This is a genomic window from Fibrella aquatilis (assembly GCF_017353255.1).
Classification (GTDB): Bacteria; Bacteroidota; Bacteroidia; order Cytophagales; family Spirosomataceae; genus Fibrella; species Fibrella aquatilis.
The window spans coordinates 167,138-184,485 of the sequence record NZ_JAFMYU010000010.1 but is presented as its reverse complement, the minus strand read 5'-3'; the positions used below and the strand labels follow the sequence as shown (position 1 = coordinate 184,485).

Annotated in this window: 8 protein-coding genes; 6 read left to right on the top strand and 2 right to left on the bottom strand. The window is 53.3% G+C overall.

Annotated elements, in window-relative coordinates:
• Window positions 1–95: 95 nt before the first annotated feature.
• Window positions 96–731, top strand: a complete 636-nt coding sequence (locus J2I48_RS14175; RefSeq protein ID WP_207336124.1) for a response regulator — start codon at window positions 96–98, stop codon at window positions 729–731.
• Here J2I48_RS14175 and crtD read toward each other — a convergent pair.
• Both crtD and J2I48_RS14165 read right to left on the bottom strand, forming a co-directional pair.
• On the bottom strand, window positions 728–2,212 hold the full coding sequence (gene crtD, locus J2I48_RS14170) for a 1-hydroxycarotenoid 3,4-desaturase CrtD (protein WP_207336123.1): 1,485 nt from the start codon (window positions 2,210–2,212) through the stop codon (window positions 728–730). The genes J2I48_RS14175 and crtD overlap by 4 nt on opposite strands.
• A 72-nt stretch (window positions 2,213–2,284) precedes the next feature.
• Window positions 2,285–3,148, bottom strand: coding sequence for a YjiK family protein (locus J2I48_RS14165; protein WP_207336122.1), 864 nt, complete (start codon window positions 3,146–3,148; stop codon window positions 2,285–2,287).
• Between the two features lie 220 nt (window positions 3,149–3,368).
• Between J2I48_RS14165 and J2I48_RS14160 the strand changes: the two genes are divergently transcribed.
• From J2I48_RS14160 to J2I48_RS14140, 5 genes are all read left to right on the top strand, one after another.
• The gene (locus J2I48_RS14160; protein ID WP_207336121.1) at window positions 3,369–6,620 is read left to right on the top strand and encodes a SusC/RagA family TonB-linked outer membrane protein; all 3,252 of its coding nucleotides are present in this window, start codon (window positions 3,369–3,371) and stop codon (window positions 6,618–6,620) included.
• A gap of 19 nt (window positions 6,621–6,639) precedes the next feature.
• On the top strand, window positions 6,640–8,382 hold the full coding sequence (locus J2I48_RS14155) for a RagB/SusD family nutrient uptake outer membrane protein (RefSeq protein ID WP_207336120.1): 1,743 nt from the start codon (window positions 6,640–6,642) through the stop codon (window positions 8,380–8,382).
• 266 nt (window positions 8,383–8,648) lie between these two features.
• A complete protein-coding gene (locus J2I48_RS14150; RefSeq protein WP_207336119.1) occupies window positions 8,649–11,855 on the top strand; it encodes a SusC/RagA family TonB-linked outer membrane protein in 3,207 nt (1,068 codons plus the stop codon).
• Between the two features lie 23 nt (window positions 11,856–11,878).
• The gene (locus tag J2I48_RS14145) at window positions 11,879–13,618 is read left to right on the top strand and encodes a RagB/SusD family nutrient uptake outer membrane protein (protein ID WP_207336118.1); all 1,740 of its coding nucleotides are present in this window, start codon (window positions 11,879–11,881) and stop codon (window positions 13,616–13,618) included.
• Between the two features lie 128 nt (window positions 13,619–13,746).
• On the top strand, window positions 13,747–17,274 hold the full coding sequence (locus J2I48_RS14140; RefSeq protein WP_207336117.1) for a VCBS repeat-containing protein: 3,528 nt from the start codon (window positions 13,747–13,749) through the stop codon (window positions 17,272–17,274).
• Window positions 17,275–17,348 lie beyond the last annotated feature (74 nt).

Below are 17,348 nucleotides of genomic sequence, written 5' to 3'. Positions count from 1 at the left end.
CACGCTGCTTCTATCTCGTAAATATTTTGTAAGGTGTTGACAATCAAGGGGAGGCAAGTTACCTTTCGCTTATCCACGTAAATCTCGCACCATATATGAAAACGGCAGTTGCTATTGTAGATGACCACTACCTGATGGCCCAGGCGCTGGCCGAACTAATCAGGCGGTTTAACGAATACGATGTGATCTTTTGTGCTCAGAGTGGGCGGGAACTTCAACTACAATTAGACGGGAAAGCTAAGCCTGAGATAGTGATCCTTGACGTTCACATGGCCGATATGAGCGGGCAGGATATAGCGGGCTACCTGCGTCAAAATTATCCTGACATTAAGGTGCTAGCCCTGTCAATGATGGATGATGAGCAGACTATTGCGCAGATGATTCAGCAGGGTGCGCGGGGCTATTTGCTCAAGGGATGCCGCCCTTCTGAACTCCGGCTGGCGCTGGACGACATTCGCACGAAAGGATACCACTACTCTGATTTTCTAACAAAAAGCCTTATTAACCAACTCAATCAACCCGCTCTGGCTGAGACAAAGCCACTGCTGAATCAGCGGGAGCGGGATTTCATTCGCCTGGCCTGTAGTGAATTAATCTATGTCGAGATTGCCGATAAGATGTGCGTCAGCCCGCGCACTGTGGATGGCTACCGGGAAACCGTGTTTGAAAAACTCGGTGTAAAAAGCCGTCAGGGGCTAGTTATGGAAGCCATGCGGCGGGGACTCATTTAATCAGCTACCAGTTCGCTCATTATTTTGGCCGAGAGCAGGCAGAGGGGGATGCCGCCACCAGGATGAACGCTGCCGCCCACGAAGTAGAGATTGCCAAACTCGTGCGAGAAGTTGGCATGGCGCATAAAAGCAGCAAAGCGGTTATTGCTGCTGTTGCCATACAATGCCCCCTGCGAACTCGATGTGCGCGACTCGATACTGCGCGGGTCTAAAATGCTCTCGGTTTCAATGAGCGGTGCCACATCTACACCCAGCACATGGCTCAGCTTGCGAATCACGTGTTGCCGGGCCTGGGCAATGATAGTGTCCCAATCCTGACCAGTGTTGTTGGGGGCGTTGAGGAGGATAAACCAGTTTTCGTGGCCCGGCGGGGCATCGTCTGGTTTGTGTTTCGAGGTGATGTTGAGGTAAATCGTAGGGTCGTTGGAGAGGCTGGCTGGGCCGTTTTTGCCGAAAAGCTGGTTGAACTCAGCCTGGTAGTCGTTGCTGAAAAAAATGTTGTGCAGGTCTAGTTCCGGAAATTCACGGTTGATGCCCCAATAGAAAATCAGGCCCGAACTGGATTTAGGCTGGCGTAGAATGCGTTCTGGCTGACGAGCATTGGGTAGGAGCTTTCGGAACGTATTGACCACGTCCATATTAGACACCACCAGATCAAAAGGAATAATCTGATTGTCTACCCGCAGGCCCGTTACCTGCTTTCCGGTTGTTTCGATAGCGTCTACCCGTGCCTTGTAGTGAAACTGTATGCCCAAATCGGTGGCCAACTTTTCCAGGCTACTGGTGATGCTGACCATGCCCTGTTTCGGAAAAAATGCGCCGATGTTGTATTCCAGGTGGGGAATAATATTGAGCGTAGCAGGGGTCTGGTAGGGGTCAGAGCCGTTGTAGGTGGCGTAGCGGTTGAACAGCTGCACCAGTTTGGGGTGTTGGAACCGCCGCTCATTAGCCCCATTCATGGTGCCAAAAACGCCTAGTTTGGGTAGGTTCAGGTAGCCACGCAGCGCATCACGACCTAGCCAGGTACCCAGCTTATGCAGTGATTTTTGCAGAAACAGTTTCTCCGTTACGTCGTATTTCAGGGCACTGTCGGCCAGGTGGTCGAGCAGGTGTTGACCGGGTTCGCCAAGTATGGCTTCTACCTCGCGGGCAAACCGGTTGTGGTCGGCCCAGGCGGTAAGGCGGGTGCCATCGTCCCAGAAATAACGGCAGGTTTCCTCGAGGCGGACGTATTCAAAATAATCAGCAGGATTACGCCCGGCCAGTCGAAACAAATCATCAACCAGTTGCGGCATGGTAAACAGCGACGGCCCGGCGTCGAACCGATACACACCGCCATCGGGAGCCGTATGCTCAAACGTAGAGAGTTTGCCGCCGGGGTAGTCATTGGCCTCGAAGACGTCGACCGAATACCCTTTCACCGCCAGCCGAATGGCCGAGGCAATACCCGCAATACCCGCGCCAATAATGGCAGCTTTCATAGGAGGATGTTGGACGTTGGATAATGGATTATAGACAGGAGCTATGGTTGATCCAGCGTCTAACATCCAATATCATCTTTTCGCGTAATAGTTTAAGGTAACGTTGGGGGCGCTGGCTTTTTCGCTGAGGGTGAAGTAGCCTTTGTTATCGCGGTCGAAACAGATGGCTTCTCCCTGTGGTTCAATGCGATAGGGCAAGTCACGGGCGGCAGTGCGCTGCATAGCGTCGGCCACCGACTGCCCTTTTGTACGCGACCAGTAGTATACACCGGCATAGGTACGTAGCAGAATCTCGGATCCGTCGGATGAGAAACCGCCACCTGTCACATACGTGTAGGGTAATTCGCCCAAGGCTTCGGCGGTCATTACCTCGGTGGTGCTTTGCGGATAGGGAAGTCGGTAAAGGTGCACTTTGGCCTCCCGCTTCGAGACAACGTAGAGGTCTTTCGTCTGCGGGTCAAGCATCAGGGTCTCTGCATCGCGGGCACCATCGGGGTATTTATACTGAATCCGCTCTACGGGGCCGGTCGCGTCGGTCATGTTTTTGGGTTCGGGCAACCGGTAAACCGCATACTGACCATACTGGGCATTGTTGTCGCCAATCTCGGCTATATAGAGGTAGTTGACGTTGGCCTGGGGGCCTGGCCCACTGGTCAGATCTTCCCAGTCGCGGTTGGTTGTGTTCGGTATCGCCAGCTTGCCGCGCAGTTTGCCATCATAGCCCAGCAGGGCCAGTTCGGCCGGGTTGCCACCATCTTGCTCTACCCACAAAGCACCCACCATGGTGCGGCTGTCGGCAATACCCGACGCTTCGTCGATCTGCCCTGGGTCTACCTTGGTCATCGTTGGCTCGGTGCTAAACTGAACCGTTGGGGTAGGGGAGTCGCAGGCGGCAATGAGCAACATAGAACAGGCAACAAAAGAGGGGATATGCATAGCTACTGAAAGGGCAGTTTGTGTGGCTTGTATACCACCCTTCTAAAGGACGGACAAAGTAGACTAATTGTTGTGAAAAAATCGTGACCATGTATTGAATGGCCTATTAGTGAGCAGCAAATAAGTGGTTTCAAGCGAGTATATATGCTGAGTACCCGGGCTTTGTCGCTGAGTAATTGTCAAATAATGCCTAATAAAACCTTGTTAAAACCAATTTATCATGAAAAACCCTTACGTAACTTGTTGGAGAAGGTTCCCCGTCTTTCTCCTCTTTTTCTTCTTATCACTCTCGGCGATAGCTCAGGACATACGGGTATCGGGCCAGGTGCTCGATGCTGCCGGTAATAGTGGGTTGCCGGGCGTGAACGTGGTGATCAAGGGTACTACCAAAGGTGTAGTAACTGATGGGTCCGGTAACTACGTTATCAACGTGCCTAACCAGCAGACAGTGCTGGTGTACTCATTTATTGGCTACGCTGCGCAGGAAGCCGTAGTAGGCAACCGGACATCAATCAACATCAGCCTGGCCGATGATGCCACTACGCTGACAGAGGTAGTTGTGACGGGTTATACCACCGATGACCGCCGCATGACTACGGGAGCGGTATCGACGGTGAAAGCAAAAGCACTGACAGCCGTGCCTTCGGGCAACATCGAGCAGCAGTTGCAGGGCCGGGTGTCTGGCCTGACGGTCATTTCGAACGGGCAGCCTGGCACTAGCAGCCAGGTGCGGGTACGGGGCTTCGGGGCGTTTGGTGGCAACGCTCCCCTCAATGTAGTCGATGGGGTGCCGGTTGGCTCAACTGACTTTCTTTCGCCCGACGATATAGAAACGACTACGGTACTGAAAGATGCCGCTTCGGCTTCTATTTATGGTGCTCGTGCGGCCAACGGCGTAATTGTTTATACGACTAAAAAAGGGTCTAAAAGCGCCAAGCGGCTGAACATCAGCTATGATGGGCAGTATGGTACAACAGACCCCGGCACTGGGCAGGCAATGCTGAATCCAACTGAGTTTGCCGACTGGACCTGGCGTCAGTTCCGCAATACGGCGAGCCAAAACGGTATCGCCCCGGTGTACAGCCACCCTCAGTTTGGCACGGGTGCCACGCCGGTCATTCCCGACTTTATTAATGTAGGCGGTAACGCCGGTGTGGTGGGTTCTGTAGATCTAGCGGCAGAAAAGCTTAAGTACAACGTTGACCCCACGGCTGGTTCAATTTATCAGGTAGTGCGTGCCAACAAAGAAGGCACCGACTGGTACAAGGCCATTACCCGTGTAGCCCCCCTACAACGCCACTCGCTGGGTTTCTCAGGCGGCACCGACAATAGCCGTTTCTACATCGGCCTGAGTGCTCAAAATCAGGCAGGTATTTTGTTGAACAATGATTTCAAGCGTTATACATTCCGGGCCAACACTGAGTTCAACCTCTCGAAATACGTGCGGATTGGCGAAAACCTGCAATTCACATACCGGTCTGTATTGGGTCAGGGTGGTCAAAACGGGGGTCAGGGTGTAGCGGCCGATGAGAACGACATCCTTCAGGCGTTCCGTATGCCCTCTATCATTCCCGTCTATGACGAGTTTGGTGGCTATGGCGGTACCGCAGCTAAAGGGTTCAACAACCCACGTAACCCGGTGGCCAGCCGTCAGGGGCAGGGTAACGACCGCAGTTTCAACGCCAACGGCTTTGGTAACCTCTACTTGGAAGTTGAGCCTATTGAAGGCCTGACACTCCGCAGCAGCCTTGGTGGTCAGTATAACACGTTCTATGGGCAGGGATACAGCCGCATTCAGTACGAAAACTCAGAGAATAACTCGGCAACGGGCTATAACGAGTTTAGCGGCTATAATTTCTCGTATGTGCTGACCAATACGGCCAGCTACAAAAAGCATATTGGTATACATAATATCGATGCGTTGGTGGGTCAGGAAGCCCTGAACACCGGTGTGTTTCGGAACATGAACGGTGGTGGTCAGAACCCATTCTCGTTCGACCCGAACTATATCACGCTCAACACTGTATCGGCCACTGGTAAGACGGTAGGTAGCGATCAGGGCCTTGGGGTTAATTTTTACTCCTTGTTTAGCCGGGTCAATTATTCCTACAATGATAAATACATCGTTACGGGCGTTATCCGTCGCGACGGGTCGAGCCGGTTTGGTGCTAACAACCGCTATGGTGTATTTCCCGCCGGTTCGGCAGCATGGCGCATTTCGGCAGAACCGTTCATGAAGGAGATTCCCTGGATCGCCGACCTGAAAATTCGCGGTGGCTACGGCATCATGGGTAACTCGAACAACGTAGACCCCAACAACCAGTTTAGCCTTTACGCCTCTACGCTGGGCAACTCGGCTTACGACATCAACGGGTCGAACTCGAGCACGGTGTCTGGCTACTACCGTTCACGTATTGGTAACCCCGATGCCAAGTGGGAGACTAGTATTACCTCAAACCTTGGCTTCGATGGTACGTTCTTCGGCGGTCGGTTGGATGTGATCTTTGATATCTGGCAGAAAGACACCAAAGATCTGCTCTTTGCCGTACCCGTTCCTGACGTAATCGGTACGTACGCCTCGGCCCCGTCGGTCAACATCGGTAAAATGTTGAACCAGGGTATCGACCTGCAAATCATTACCCGTGGCAAAATCGGCTCGGAGGTGGGTTATGAAGCCAACATTACGGGTAGTATCCTGAAAAATGAGATCACCTACCTGGCCCCCGGCCTCACCTACCTGACTACGGTAAACCCAGGGTTCCGGGGCATTAACCCCATCCGTAACCAACTGGGCTATTCGATCTCGGCGTTCTATGGCTACCAGACCCTGGGCCTGTTCCAGAGCAAAGCTGAAGTAGATGGTGCGCCCAAACAGGATGGTGCCGCCCCTGGTCGTTTCCGTTTTGCCGATATTAATGGCGATGGTAAAATTGACGCCGCTGACCGGACGTACCTGGGTAGCCCCGTGCCGAAATTTACGGGTGGTTTGAACCTGCGCTTTACCTACAAAAATTTCGACATTGAGACGTACGCCTACACTGCACTGGGTGGCAAAATCTTCAACGTGTCGAAATGGTTTACCGATTTCTACCCCTCATTTGCCGGGGCGGCCATCAGCGCACGCGTGAAGCAGTCATGGACGCCGGAGAACACAGGTGCCACGGTACCCATTTTCGAGGCTGCGTCTAACTTCAGCACCAACACCCAGTCGAACTCATACTACGTAGAAGACGGCTCGTACTTCCGGTTGCAGAACCTGAACATCGGCTACAATGTACCAGCCACCGCCCTCAAGCGTATTGGCTTGCAGCGGGTGCGGGTGTTTGCTTCGACCAACAACCTGTTTACGATCACCAAATACCAGGGCCTCGACCCCAGCGTTGGTGGCAACGCCGATACCAACTTCGGCATCGACGTGGGCAACTACCCCATCACCCGGAGTGTACTGGGCGGCGTAAGCATTGGCTTCTAACCTGAAAACGACAATCATAATGAGACCTACAAAAAAATTGACCATTCTTGGTGCAACGGCGGCCTTTGCCCTAATGACCGTTGCCTGTAAAGACACTTATCTGGAAGTACCCGTAACAGGCCAGTTGAGCGGATCACAGCTTAGCTCGAAAGCTGGCGTGGAAGGATCACTCATTGCGGCCTACTCTGTGCTCAATGGCCGGGGTGACCGGCTGGCGTCGGCCGCAAACTGGGTGTGGGGCGGTATTCGTGGTGGTGATGCCAACAAAGGCACCGACCCCGGCGACTTTTCAACCATCAACCCGCTCCAGCGCTTTGAAACAATTTCGACTGGCGACGTGGGTGGTACCTGGCAGCGTAAGTATGAAGGCATCAGTCGCGTAAACGCCACCCTTCGGTTGTTGGCCACGCCTATTGCCGATATAACTGCCGCCGACAAGACGCGCATTACGGCCGAGGCTAAATTCCTGCGGGGCTTTTATTACTTCGAACTCAAAAAGATCTACAACATGGTGCCTTACATCGATGAGACGGTCGATTATGGGACCGGGATTGAGAAGGTGCCGAATAACGCAGATATTTATCCCAAGATTGAGGCAGACCTGAAAGCAGCCTATGATAACCTGCCGGAAACACAGGCGGCAGTTGGCCGGGTGAACAAGTGGGCGGCGGCATCGATGCTTGCTAAGGTGTATTTGTACCAAAAGAAGTATACTGAAGCCAAAACATTGTTCGACCTGATCATTGCCAGCGGCAAGACCTCGAATGGCAAGAAATATGGCCTCGTACCCAAGTACGCAGACCTCTACAAAGCCTCGAATGATAACAACGAAGAGTCCATCTTCGTGATTCAGGCTGCTGCCAACACCGGTAGCGTGAACAATGCCAATCCTGAGTTTGACCTGAACTACCCTTACAACACCGGACCAAACGGACCTGGTAACTGCTGCGGATTTAACCAGCCCAGCTCTGAGTATGCCAACTCGTTCCGCACTACGGCCAACGGCCTGCCACTGCTAGATGGTAGCTACAACACAGGTGCCAATCAGGTGAAGAGCGATATGGGGGTACTGTCGAAGGAGGCCTTCACACCCGATGCTGGTACGCTTGATCCGCGTATTGACCACACGATTGGTCGCCGGGGCATTCCATACCTCGACTGGCAGGACCACCCTGGTGCCGACTGGATTCGGAACCAGCCTAACGGCGGTCCTTACTCGCCCAAGAAGTTCACATACTATAAGGCTGACAAAGGCTCATTGCAGGATAACAGCTCATGGACCCCAGGCTACACAGCGTTGAATGTTCCCCTGCTCCGTTTTGCTGATCTGTTACTGATGGCGGCTGAGGCCGAAATTGAAGTAGGTAGCTTGACAAAGGCACTGGAATACACCAACTTGGTGCGCAACCGGGCCGCCAACCCAGCTGGTTTTGTGGTGCGCGCTGATGGCAAGCCAGCGGCTAACTATGTGATTAAGCCCTATACTGCCGCGCAGTTTGCTGATAAAGCAACCGCCCGCACGGCCGTTCGGTTTGAGCGCCGTCTGGAACTGGGCGACGAAGGTCACCGCTTCTTCGACCTAGTGCGCTGGGGCATTGCCGAGCCTACTGTTAATGCCTACCTGACGTACGAAGGCAAAATTCTGCCTACTACGCTGGGCGGTGCCCGTTTCACTGCCGGTAAGCATGAGTACCTACCCATTCCGCAGGCACAAATTGACCTACAGGGTAAAGATGTGCTGACGCAGAACCCTGGCTATTAAACAGTCAGCGTAGTAACGTAAAAAGCCACGGCATGTATGTCGTGGCTTTTTACGTTACTACGCTGACTGTTTATTTCTTGCATTATTACTTATGTATAACACAGTAGGATTACCTGTTACTAATACTAGTATAAAAAGTGCTTTTACTGCCTATAAAGCGGTAAACTGGCACATTTCCACTAAAAAATTTAACAGTATTTACAGAGAATGGTCTGTAAGTAATTACTTTAGAGGTGGTAATAAGACCTATAAAAGCTTTTTTGCACATGATGAACACCTACTTAACACGCTGGAAGATAGCACCAGCACTTTTTCTATTCTTCTTGCTATCGCTGGCATCGATGGCGCAGGATATACGTATTTCTGGCCGAGTACTAGACGCTGAGTCAAACAACGGGTTGCCGGGTGTAAACGTACTCCTAAAGGGCACCACAAAAGGTGTGACAACCGATGCCGATGGTGGCTACAACATTAGCGTTCCTGGCAGAGAGAGCGTTTTAGTGTTCTCGTTCGTTGGCTTTGTGCGGCAGGAGGTGAAAGTGGGCAACCGAAACAGTGTCTCGGTTAGCCTGACGGCCGATGCCACCTCGCTACAAGAGGTAGTGGTAACGGGCTACGCCGCCCAGCAGCGTAAAGACATCACCGGCGCGGTGGCCGTGGTAGACGTGAAGGAAATGAAGAAAATACCTGCCGGCAACATCGCTGATCAGTTACAGGGTCGTATTGCGGGTGTGCAGGTAAGCTCGTCGGGTGATCCGGGAAGTGCCGCCTTCATCCGGGTGCGGGGCATTGGGTCATTCAACCAAAACGAACCGCTCTATGTAATTGATGGCGTGCCGGTGCAGAATGAGTCGAACCTGAACTTCCTCAACCCGAACGATATCGAGTCGATTCAGGTGCTGAAAGATGCCGCCTCGGCCTCGATCTATGGGTCACGGGCTGCCAACGGCGTAATTGTGGTAACGACCAAAAAAGGGAAAGCAGGAGTGTCGAAGATCAGTCTCGATATTTGGAGCGGCGTGGCAACACCTGCCAAATACCCCGTGCTAGCCACGCCTGACGAACTCCTGAAGATTAATCAGGGGCTGTCGGCGGGGGCAGGTATTCCATTCACGTCGAACTTTTACATCAACAACGGCGGCACCTGGACCCTGCCTGATTTCTTCACACGGACGGGTGGTTTCAAAGCCGGTGACCCTGCCGTTGACCCAGCTAAATATTACTTAAACTCTGACCCCACGGCCGATGCCGGGCAGAACTACCTCATCGCCAAAGCGAACAAGGCAGGCACCGACTGGTTCCGCGAGTTGTTTAAAACCGCTCCGTCAACCAACGTGCAGTTGAGCGCGTCGGGCGGTTCAGAGCGGGGCCGGTTCTACACCAGCTTCAACTATTTCGACAACAACGGTATCCTGATCCAGAACTTCTTCAAGCGGTATCAGGCTCGTATCAACAGCGAATACAGCGTAAAGAAGCACGTGCGCGTGGGTGAAAACTTTAGCCTAGCTTATCAGACGTCACAGGGGAGCGTAGGAAACCCCAGCGAAGGTTCGGTTATTTTGAACACCTACCGGATGCCAGGCATTGTGCCGGTCTATGACATCAACGGCTACTACGCTGGTCCCGCAGGTCTGCCCTCAAACGCTGGTAACCCCATCGCTCAGCAGGATCGTTCGGCCGCCAACCCTGGCTACAGCTACCGCCTAACGGGCAACGCTTACATCGAGATCGATTTCCTGAAACACTTCACGTTAAAATCAAGCTTCGGGGTTGACCTAAACACCGGGTCAGGCCGCAGCTATGGTTTCCGCAACTTCGAAGCAACGGAGATCAACGCCTCTAACAGCCTGAATCGCAACACGTTTACGAACCGTAACTGGGTGTTTTTCAATACTTTATCGTATAATCAGGACTTCGGCTTACATCACGTATCGGCCCTGCTAGGTACAGAATCTAAGCGGAATGACTACGAAGGGTTTAATGCCGCCGGTAATGGCCTGACGTTTGGTGACGACCCGAACTACCGGATTCTGACCAATACCAACTCGAAAACCTGGAACTTAGGTGACTACCGTGGGCAGGTGACGTTCTACTCACCCTTCTTTGCGCAGGTAAACTACAATTACAATGACAAGTACCTGTTTAGCGGTACGATTCGGCGCGATGGGGTATCTCGGTTTATTAACAACCCTTACGGTACGTTCCCATCGGCCAGCGTTGGCTGGCGGGTGTCGAAGGAGGATTTCTTCAAAGACATAACGATGGTGAACGACCTGAAACTGCGGGCCAGCTACGGGATAGTAGGTAACAACGAAATTGGTGACGACTACCCTGGCTTCGCCAACTTTGGTCAGAGCATTGGTGGTACCGGCTACTCTATTCAGGGAAGCCCCAGCGCCATCACGCCTGGTTTTGCACAAAACTCGGTGGCCAACAAAGACCTGCGGTGGGAGACTACCAAAATGCTCAACATTGGCATAGATGCCCGCCTGTTCAACGCCCTTGACCTGACGGTGGAATATTATCGTCGTAAAACGTCGGACATCCTGTATAAGGTGCCCCTGCCCTCAACGGCAGGTAACATCGGTCAGGTGCCCCTCAATATCGGCGATATGGAGAACAACGGCGTAGACATCCAACTGGGTTACAGAGGCAAAGCCCTGGCCAACGAGTTGAACTATGGCGTTACGGTGTCGGCCGGTACGTATGTGAACACCGTGACCAAGATCGATGCCAACTCGAACTCGTTTATTACGGGTGCCGGTTCGCGCATCGGCGACATCACCCGTACGCTGGTAGGCTACCCTATTTCGCAATACTGGGGCTACATCAACGACGGGGTGATTAAGGCAGAAGCGCAGTTGCCCAAGACACCGGGCGATGCCAAAGTGGGTCGCCTGCTTTTCCGTGACCTGAACGGCGATGGCGTGATTGATGACAAAGACCAGACCGTAATTGGTAGCCCCATTCCTAAGCTGAACTACGGTATCAACCTGACGGCCAACTACAAAGGCTTCGATTTTACGCTCTATATGCAGGGTGTGTATGGCAACCAACTGTTTAACTACACCCGCTACTTTACGGACTTCCCCGCGTTCCAGGCCAACTACTCGAAGAACATGCTCTACCAGGCGGGCATTACCTACCCCGTGCTGGACAGGAACGATACCTACAGTTCGCAACGGAGTTCATTCTACGTAGAGCCGGGTTCATACTTCCGGGCGAAGAACCTGACCATAGGTTACACCCTGCCTGCAGCCACCACTAGTCGTTTTGGTGTGGACCGCCTCCGGCTGTACGTCCAAACGTCGAACCTGTTCACGATCACGAACTACAGCGGCCTCGACCCTGATGTGACCATTCAAAACATACAGGAAGGCTACAACTCGAAGCGTGACCTATCAATGGGCGTTGACTTTGGTCGGTACCCTATCTCGCGCTCAGTGTATTTTGGTGCTAACATTGAATTCTAACAACCACAACAACAAAAACCATCATGAATTACAAACTTGCACTAGGCACCGGAACGCTCCTTTTAGGGCTGGTATGGGCCTGTAATGATAAATTTCTGGAGCAGAAGCCGTTCGGGGCCGTTAACGAAAGCACCCTGTCGGCCAACCTCACGGGGGCCGATGCCCTGCTGATTGCGGCCTACTCGAACATGGACGGTTTTTCGAGCTGGGACAACGGGTCGCCCTGGGGTTCGGCAGCATCGAACTGGACGTATGGCAGTATTGCCGGTGGCGATGCCTACAAAGGGTCGGAAGCCAATGACCAGCCCGACGTGGTGCCTATTGAGCGCCACGAAACCAACGCCAACAACCCGTATCCACAGTCGAAGTGGAACACTTATTATGACGGCATTGCCCGTGCTAACAAGGCTATCCAGGCTCTGAAATCCATTTCGGGCGTGACCGAGGCTACCCGTACGGCCAAGATTGCCGAGGCTCGGTTCCTGCGTGGTTTCTACCACTATGAGCTAAAGCGTACCTTCAACAAGGTGCCTTATATTGACGAAACTGTGACCGAGTTCCGCCTGCCAAATGACAAGGATATCTGGCCAAACATCCAGGAAGACCTGAAGTTTGCGGTAGCTAACCTGCCTTTGAAGCAAACCGAGCCAGGCCGGGCCACTAAAGGAGCTGCACAAAGCCTGCTGGGTATCACCTACCTCTGGAAACAGGATTACACCAACGCAAAGCCTCTGTTCGATGCCGTTATCGCGTCGGGCGTGTACAAGTTGAACGCCAAATACCAGGACAACTTCGACGCCGCCATACAAAATTCGGGAGAAGGGGTACTGGAAGTGCAACAGGCCGTAAACATTGGTACCGATGACCAAGGCAACAACGGTGACGTGCTGAACTTTCCTTACGGTAGCGGTCCTGGTGGATGCTGCGGGTTTCACCAGCCCTCGCAAAACCTGGTTAATGCCTTTCGCACCGATGCCAACGGCCTGCCCTTGCTGAAGACGTATAACGACGTAAACGTGAAGAATGACGAAGGCACCAAAACAACCGATGCCTTCGTACCTGACGCCGCCAACCTTGATCCCCGTCTCGACTGGACGGTTGGTCGCCGAAGCATTCCGTACCTCGACTGGGGTCTGCATGGTGGTATTGGCTGGCAGCGTGATCCCGCCTATGCCGGGCCTTATTCACCCAAGAAAAACGTTTACTACAAGTCGCAGGAAGGCACGCTGACCTCGGCTTCGGGCTGGACCAAAGGCTATAACACCAACAACGTGAAGCTGATCCGCTACGCCGAGGTGCTGTTGCTGGCGGCTGAGTGCGAGGTGGAAGTAGGCAGTCTGGAAACGGCCCGTAAGTATGTGAACCTGGTACGGGCGCGGGCAGCCAACCCAGATGGTTTCGTGAAGGCGTATGTCGACAACACTAAGCCGGAGAAAGGCTTCTCGGAAAAACCGGCTGCCAACTACCTGGTGAAGCAGTATGCTACCGCCTGGACCGATAAGGCCGTGGCGCGTGATGCCGTTCGGTTCGAGCGCCGCATCGAGTTGGGCATGGAGGGCAACCGCCGCTTCGACCTGGTGCGCTGGGGTGTGGCCGACGTGGTCTTGAACGAGTATCTGGCCACTGAATCCAAGCGCCGGACGTACCTGACGGGCGCTAAATTCACAAAAGGAAAGTCAGAATACGAGCCAATCCCTAACCAGGCTATCACTCGGAGTTCAATAGACGGCAAACCAACGCTGGTGCAAAACGACGGATATTAATTAGCCATTCGCTTCGCTGTTATTGGTCATTCGTGGCTGGATACGACCAATGACCAATATGTAGTGGGCTGCTCACCAGTGGGCAGCCCACTTTTTTGTATCTTTCCCATTAACCCATTGCCGTAATTATGACTGTTCGCTTTTCATTGCTTTCCTTCTTTTTGGCCTTCTTCGTAGGTTTTGGAGCCATTTCGTGCCGCACTAAAAAGCAATTCCAATTACTCAGTCCCAGCGAGTCGGGCATTACATTTGGCAACGCGCTCACCATTCGCGACACGCTCAACATCATTGATAACGAACTGATCTACAACGGCGCGGGCGTTTCCGTAGCCGACTGGAACGGCGACGGCCTCACCGATATTTTCTTTACCGCCAACATGGAAGATAACGCCCTGTACCTGAACCGGGGCAGTCTCAACTTCGAGGATATTACCAAAGCGGCGGGCGTAAGCAAGCCCCACACCTGCTGGTCGGCGGGATCAACGGTGGTCGATATCAATGCCGATGGTAAACTGGACCTTTACGTGTCGAATATGCTTTACGGGCAGGCCGATTTGCGGCGCAACCTGCTGTATGTGAACCAGGGGAATGACAAAAATGGCTTCCCTACCTTCCGCGAAATGGGGCACGAATACGGCCTCGACAGCGACAGCTACTCGGCCCAAACTGCCTTTTTCGACTACGACAACGACGGCGACCTGGACGCGTATATCCTGGTTAATCAGATGGATATGCAGTTTGCCAACCAGTATTTTTCAAAGCCTATTCGCGACGCATCCCCCACCGCCGACCGGCTGCTGCGCAATGATTTCGATTCCAAACTAGGCCACGCCGTCTTCATCGACGTATCTGAAGATGCGGGCATACAAACGCAGGGCTACGGCCACGGTATTTCGGTGATAGACATCAATCAGGACGGCTGGCAGGACCTCTACGTGACCAATGATTACCTGACGAATGATAATTTGTTTATTAATGAGCGAAGGGCGGGGAGCGGAGAGCATAGAACAGAGGGTGAAGAGCGTTTTAAGCTCTCTACCATCTCCGCTCCAGGCTCTTCGCTCTTCACCGACTACGCCCACGAGTGCCTCAAGCACCAGTCATGGTCGGCGATGGGGAACGATGTAGCCGATATCAATAATGATGGGTTGCTGGATATGATTGCCATGGATATGCTGCCTGACATCAACGAGCGTAAAAAGGCCCTAATCCGCGAAAATAGCTATGCCCACTATCAGTTTACGCAACAGTATGGCTATGATCATCAGCATATTAGAAACACGTTGCAGCTAAATCGGGGTCTCGATCCACAAACGGGGTTGCCCTGTTTCAGCGACGTAAGTCAGATGGCGGGCGTGAATGAGACCGACTGGAGCTGGTGCCCGCTCTGGTTCGATGCCGATAACGACGGCTACCGCGATTTGCTCATCACCAACGGTTTCCCGAAGGATATTTCAGACCAGGATTTTCTGGCTTACCGCAACGACGCCACCAGTATTCTGACCGACAAAGCTGCACTGTACCGGATTATTCCCGAAGTGAAAATTGCCAATTACATGTACCGCAACCGCCTAGGCGATGCATCGGGCGATACGACCAACACAATGGCTTTCGCCAACAAAACTGCCGATTGGGGGTTCGACACGCCCACGTTCTCGAATGGGGCAGCTTATGCCGATTTCGACAACGACGGCGACGTAGACGTGGTCATCAATAACACTAACGATTACGCCCATCTGTACGAAAACCACCTCAACGATGCCGAAATGCACCCTAACTACCTGCGGATTAAGCTGGTAGGGCCGCCTCAGAACCTGCTGGGCCTGGGCGCGAAAGTGACCGCCTGGGCCAATGGGCAGCTTTTTTATGCCGAACAGAGCATTGTGCGGGGCTACCTGTCTACCTCCGAAGCCACGCTGCACTTGGGACTGGGATCGATCACAAAGCTGGATTCAGTACGGGTGGTATGGCCTATGGGTACAGGCAACGGGGCAGGGCAACCGGCATCAGCTACGCCCACGCAACGAGTGCAGCTACTGCGCGGCGTAGCAGCCAATCAGGTGCTCACCGTTAGTTGGAAACAAGCCACAGAAGGGCCATTCCGGGCTTCTGTAGCTCAGGTAACTACCTCACTAACAGCCATTGATCCAGCTACGATGGGTATTGATTTTCAGCATGTTGAATCCGATTTGATTGATTTTAACATGCAAAAAACGCTACCCCATAAGTTCTCATCATTTGGCCCCGCCCTAACCACCGGCGACGTAAACGGCGATGGCCGCGCCGACGTGTTTGTGGGTGGCTCGTCGCGGGTAGATGGTTCGCTGTTGCTGCAACAGGCCAACGGACATTTCAGTACTACGCAACCCGCGATGAAACAGTCGGGTGGAAAATTAGAACAGGACGCTGGTGTGCTGCTCTTCGATGCCGATGGCGACGGCGACAATGACCTCTATTGCGTACGGGGTGGCTACCTGATCCAGCCCAATGCACCGTTGCTTCAGGACGCGCTCTACGTAAACGACGGTCGGGGTAATTTCCGGCGCGACAGCCTGGCCCTGCCCCGCGAAACGGCCAACGGGCGCGTAGTGCGGGCGGCCGATCTGGACAAAGACGGCGATCTGGACCTGTTTGTGGGTGGCAGCGTAGTACCTAAAACGTACCCCAAAGCCGACCGGTCTTATCTGCTCCGTAACGACAGCCGGGCGGGCCAAATCCGTTTCACCGACGTAACCGCCCAACAGGCCCCCGAACTCCTGCACATTGGCATCATCAATGACGCGCAGTGGGCCGACCTGGACCGCGACACCTACCCCGATCTTCTCCTCGCCGGCGAATGGATGCCCATTACGTTGTTGCGAAATGCGAAGGGGAAATTCACTCATTCACCAACCGGAACGCCGGACCGTCACTCATTCACTCATTCGCCTGGGTGGTGGACGTCCCTCTGCGTGGCCGATTTCGATAAAGACGGCGATCTGGACATCGTGGCAGGCAATTACGGTCTCAACACGGCTTATCATGCCTCAGAGGCTGAACCGCTAACTGTACACTCGGCCGATTTTGACGGAAATGGCACCTACGACGCTATTTTGGCCCAATTCGACAACAACCGAGCGGGCGAACGTCACCTGTATCCCTACCACAGCCGCGACGACCTGATCAAGCAAACGATTACTTTCCGTCGTCGTTTTCTCAAATACGAAGACTATGGAAAAACCACCTTCGAACAACTATTACCCGACGAGTTTCGGCAGAAGGCCACCGTGCAACAGGCTACGCAACTGGCATCGTGCTACATCGAGAATAGGGGAGGGGGGCAATTCCATATGGTGCCGCTGCCTATTGACGCCCAATATGCCCCCATCATGACCATAACTGCTACCGACCTGAACCGCGACGGCCTACCCGACTTAATTTTGGCGGGTAACGACTTTGGTATGGAGGTGTTTCAGGGTCGAGCCGATGCGGGCTATGGATTGGTATTGCTTAACGCCGGGCGTGGTCGTTTCCGGGCAGTGGCACCACAACAGAGCGGCTTCATGGTGCCGGGCGATGCGCGAGGCATGGTCCTAGTGCCGGTAGCGGGTGGCAAATCGGTGCTGATGGTGAGTCAGAAACGAGATCGCCTCCGCCTGTTTTCGATGAAAAATTAAACTTCAGTGGGCCTTTTCAATCGAATGAGTGTTGTTTTATTAATGAAGAGACCAAATCAGTTCAACCAATTCAG

Bases quoted from the DNA above. Each gene is read 5' to 3' on its own strand.
- J2I48_RS14160 (WP_207336121.1), top strand. From the start codon at position 3,369: ATGAAAAACCCTTACGTAACTTGTTGGAGAAGGTTCCCCGTCTTTCTC.
- J2I48_RS14140 (WP_207336117.1), top strand. From the start codon at position 13,747: ATGACTGTTCGCTTTTCATTGCTTTCCTTCTTTTTGGCCTTCTTCGTA.
- crtD (WP_207336123.1), bottom strand. From the start codon at position 2,212: ATGAAAGCTGCCATTATTGGCGCGGGTATTGCGGGTATTGCCTCGGCC.
- J2I48_RS14175 (WP_207336124.1), top strand. From the start codon at position 96: ATGAAAACGGCAGTTGCTATTGTAGATGACCACTACCTGATGGCCCAG.
- J2I48_RS14145 (WP_207336118.1), top strand. From the start codon at position 11,879: ATGAATTACAAACTTGCACTAGGCACCGGAACGCTCCTTTTAGGGCTG.
- J2I48_RS14165 (WP_207336122.1), bottom strand. From the start codon at position 3,148: ATGCATATCCCCTCTTTTGTTGCCTGTTCTATGTTGCTCATTGCCGCC.
- J2I48_RS14150 (WP_207336119.1), top strand. From the start codon at position 8,649: ATGATGAACACCTACTTAACACGCTGGAAGATAGCACCAGCACTTTTT.
- J2I48_RS14155 (WP_207336120.1), top strand. From the start codon at position 6,640: ATGAGACCTACAAAAAAATTGACCATTCTTGGTGCAACGGCGGCCTTT.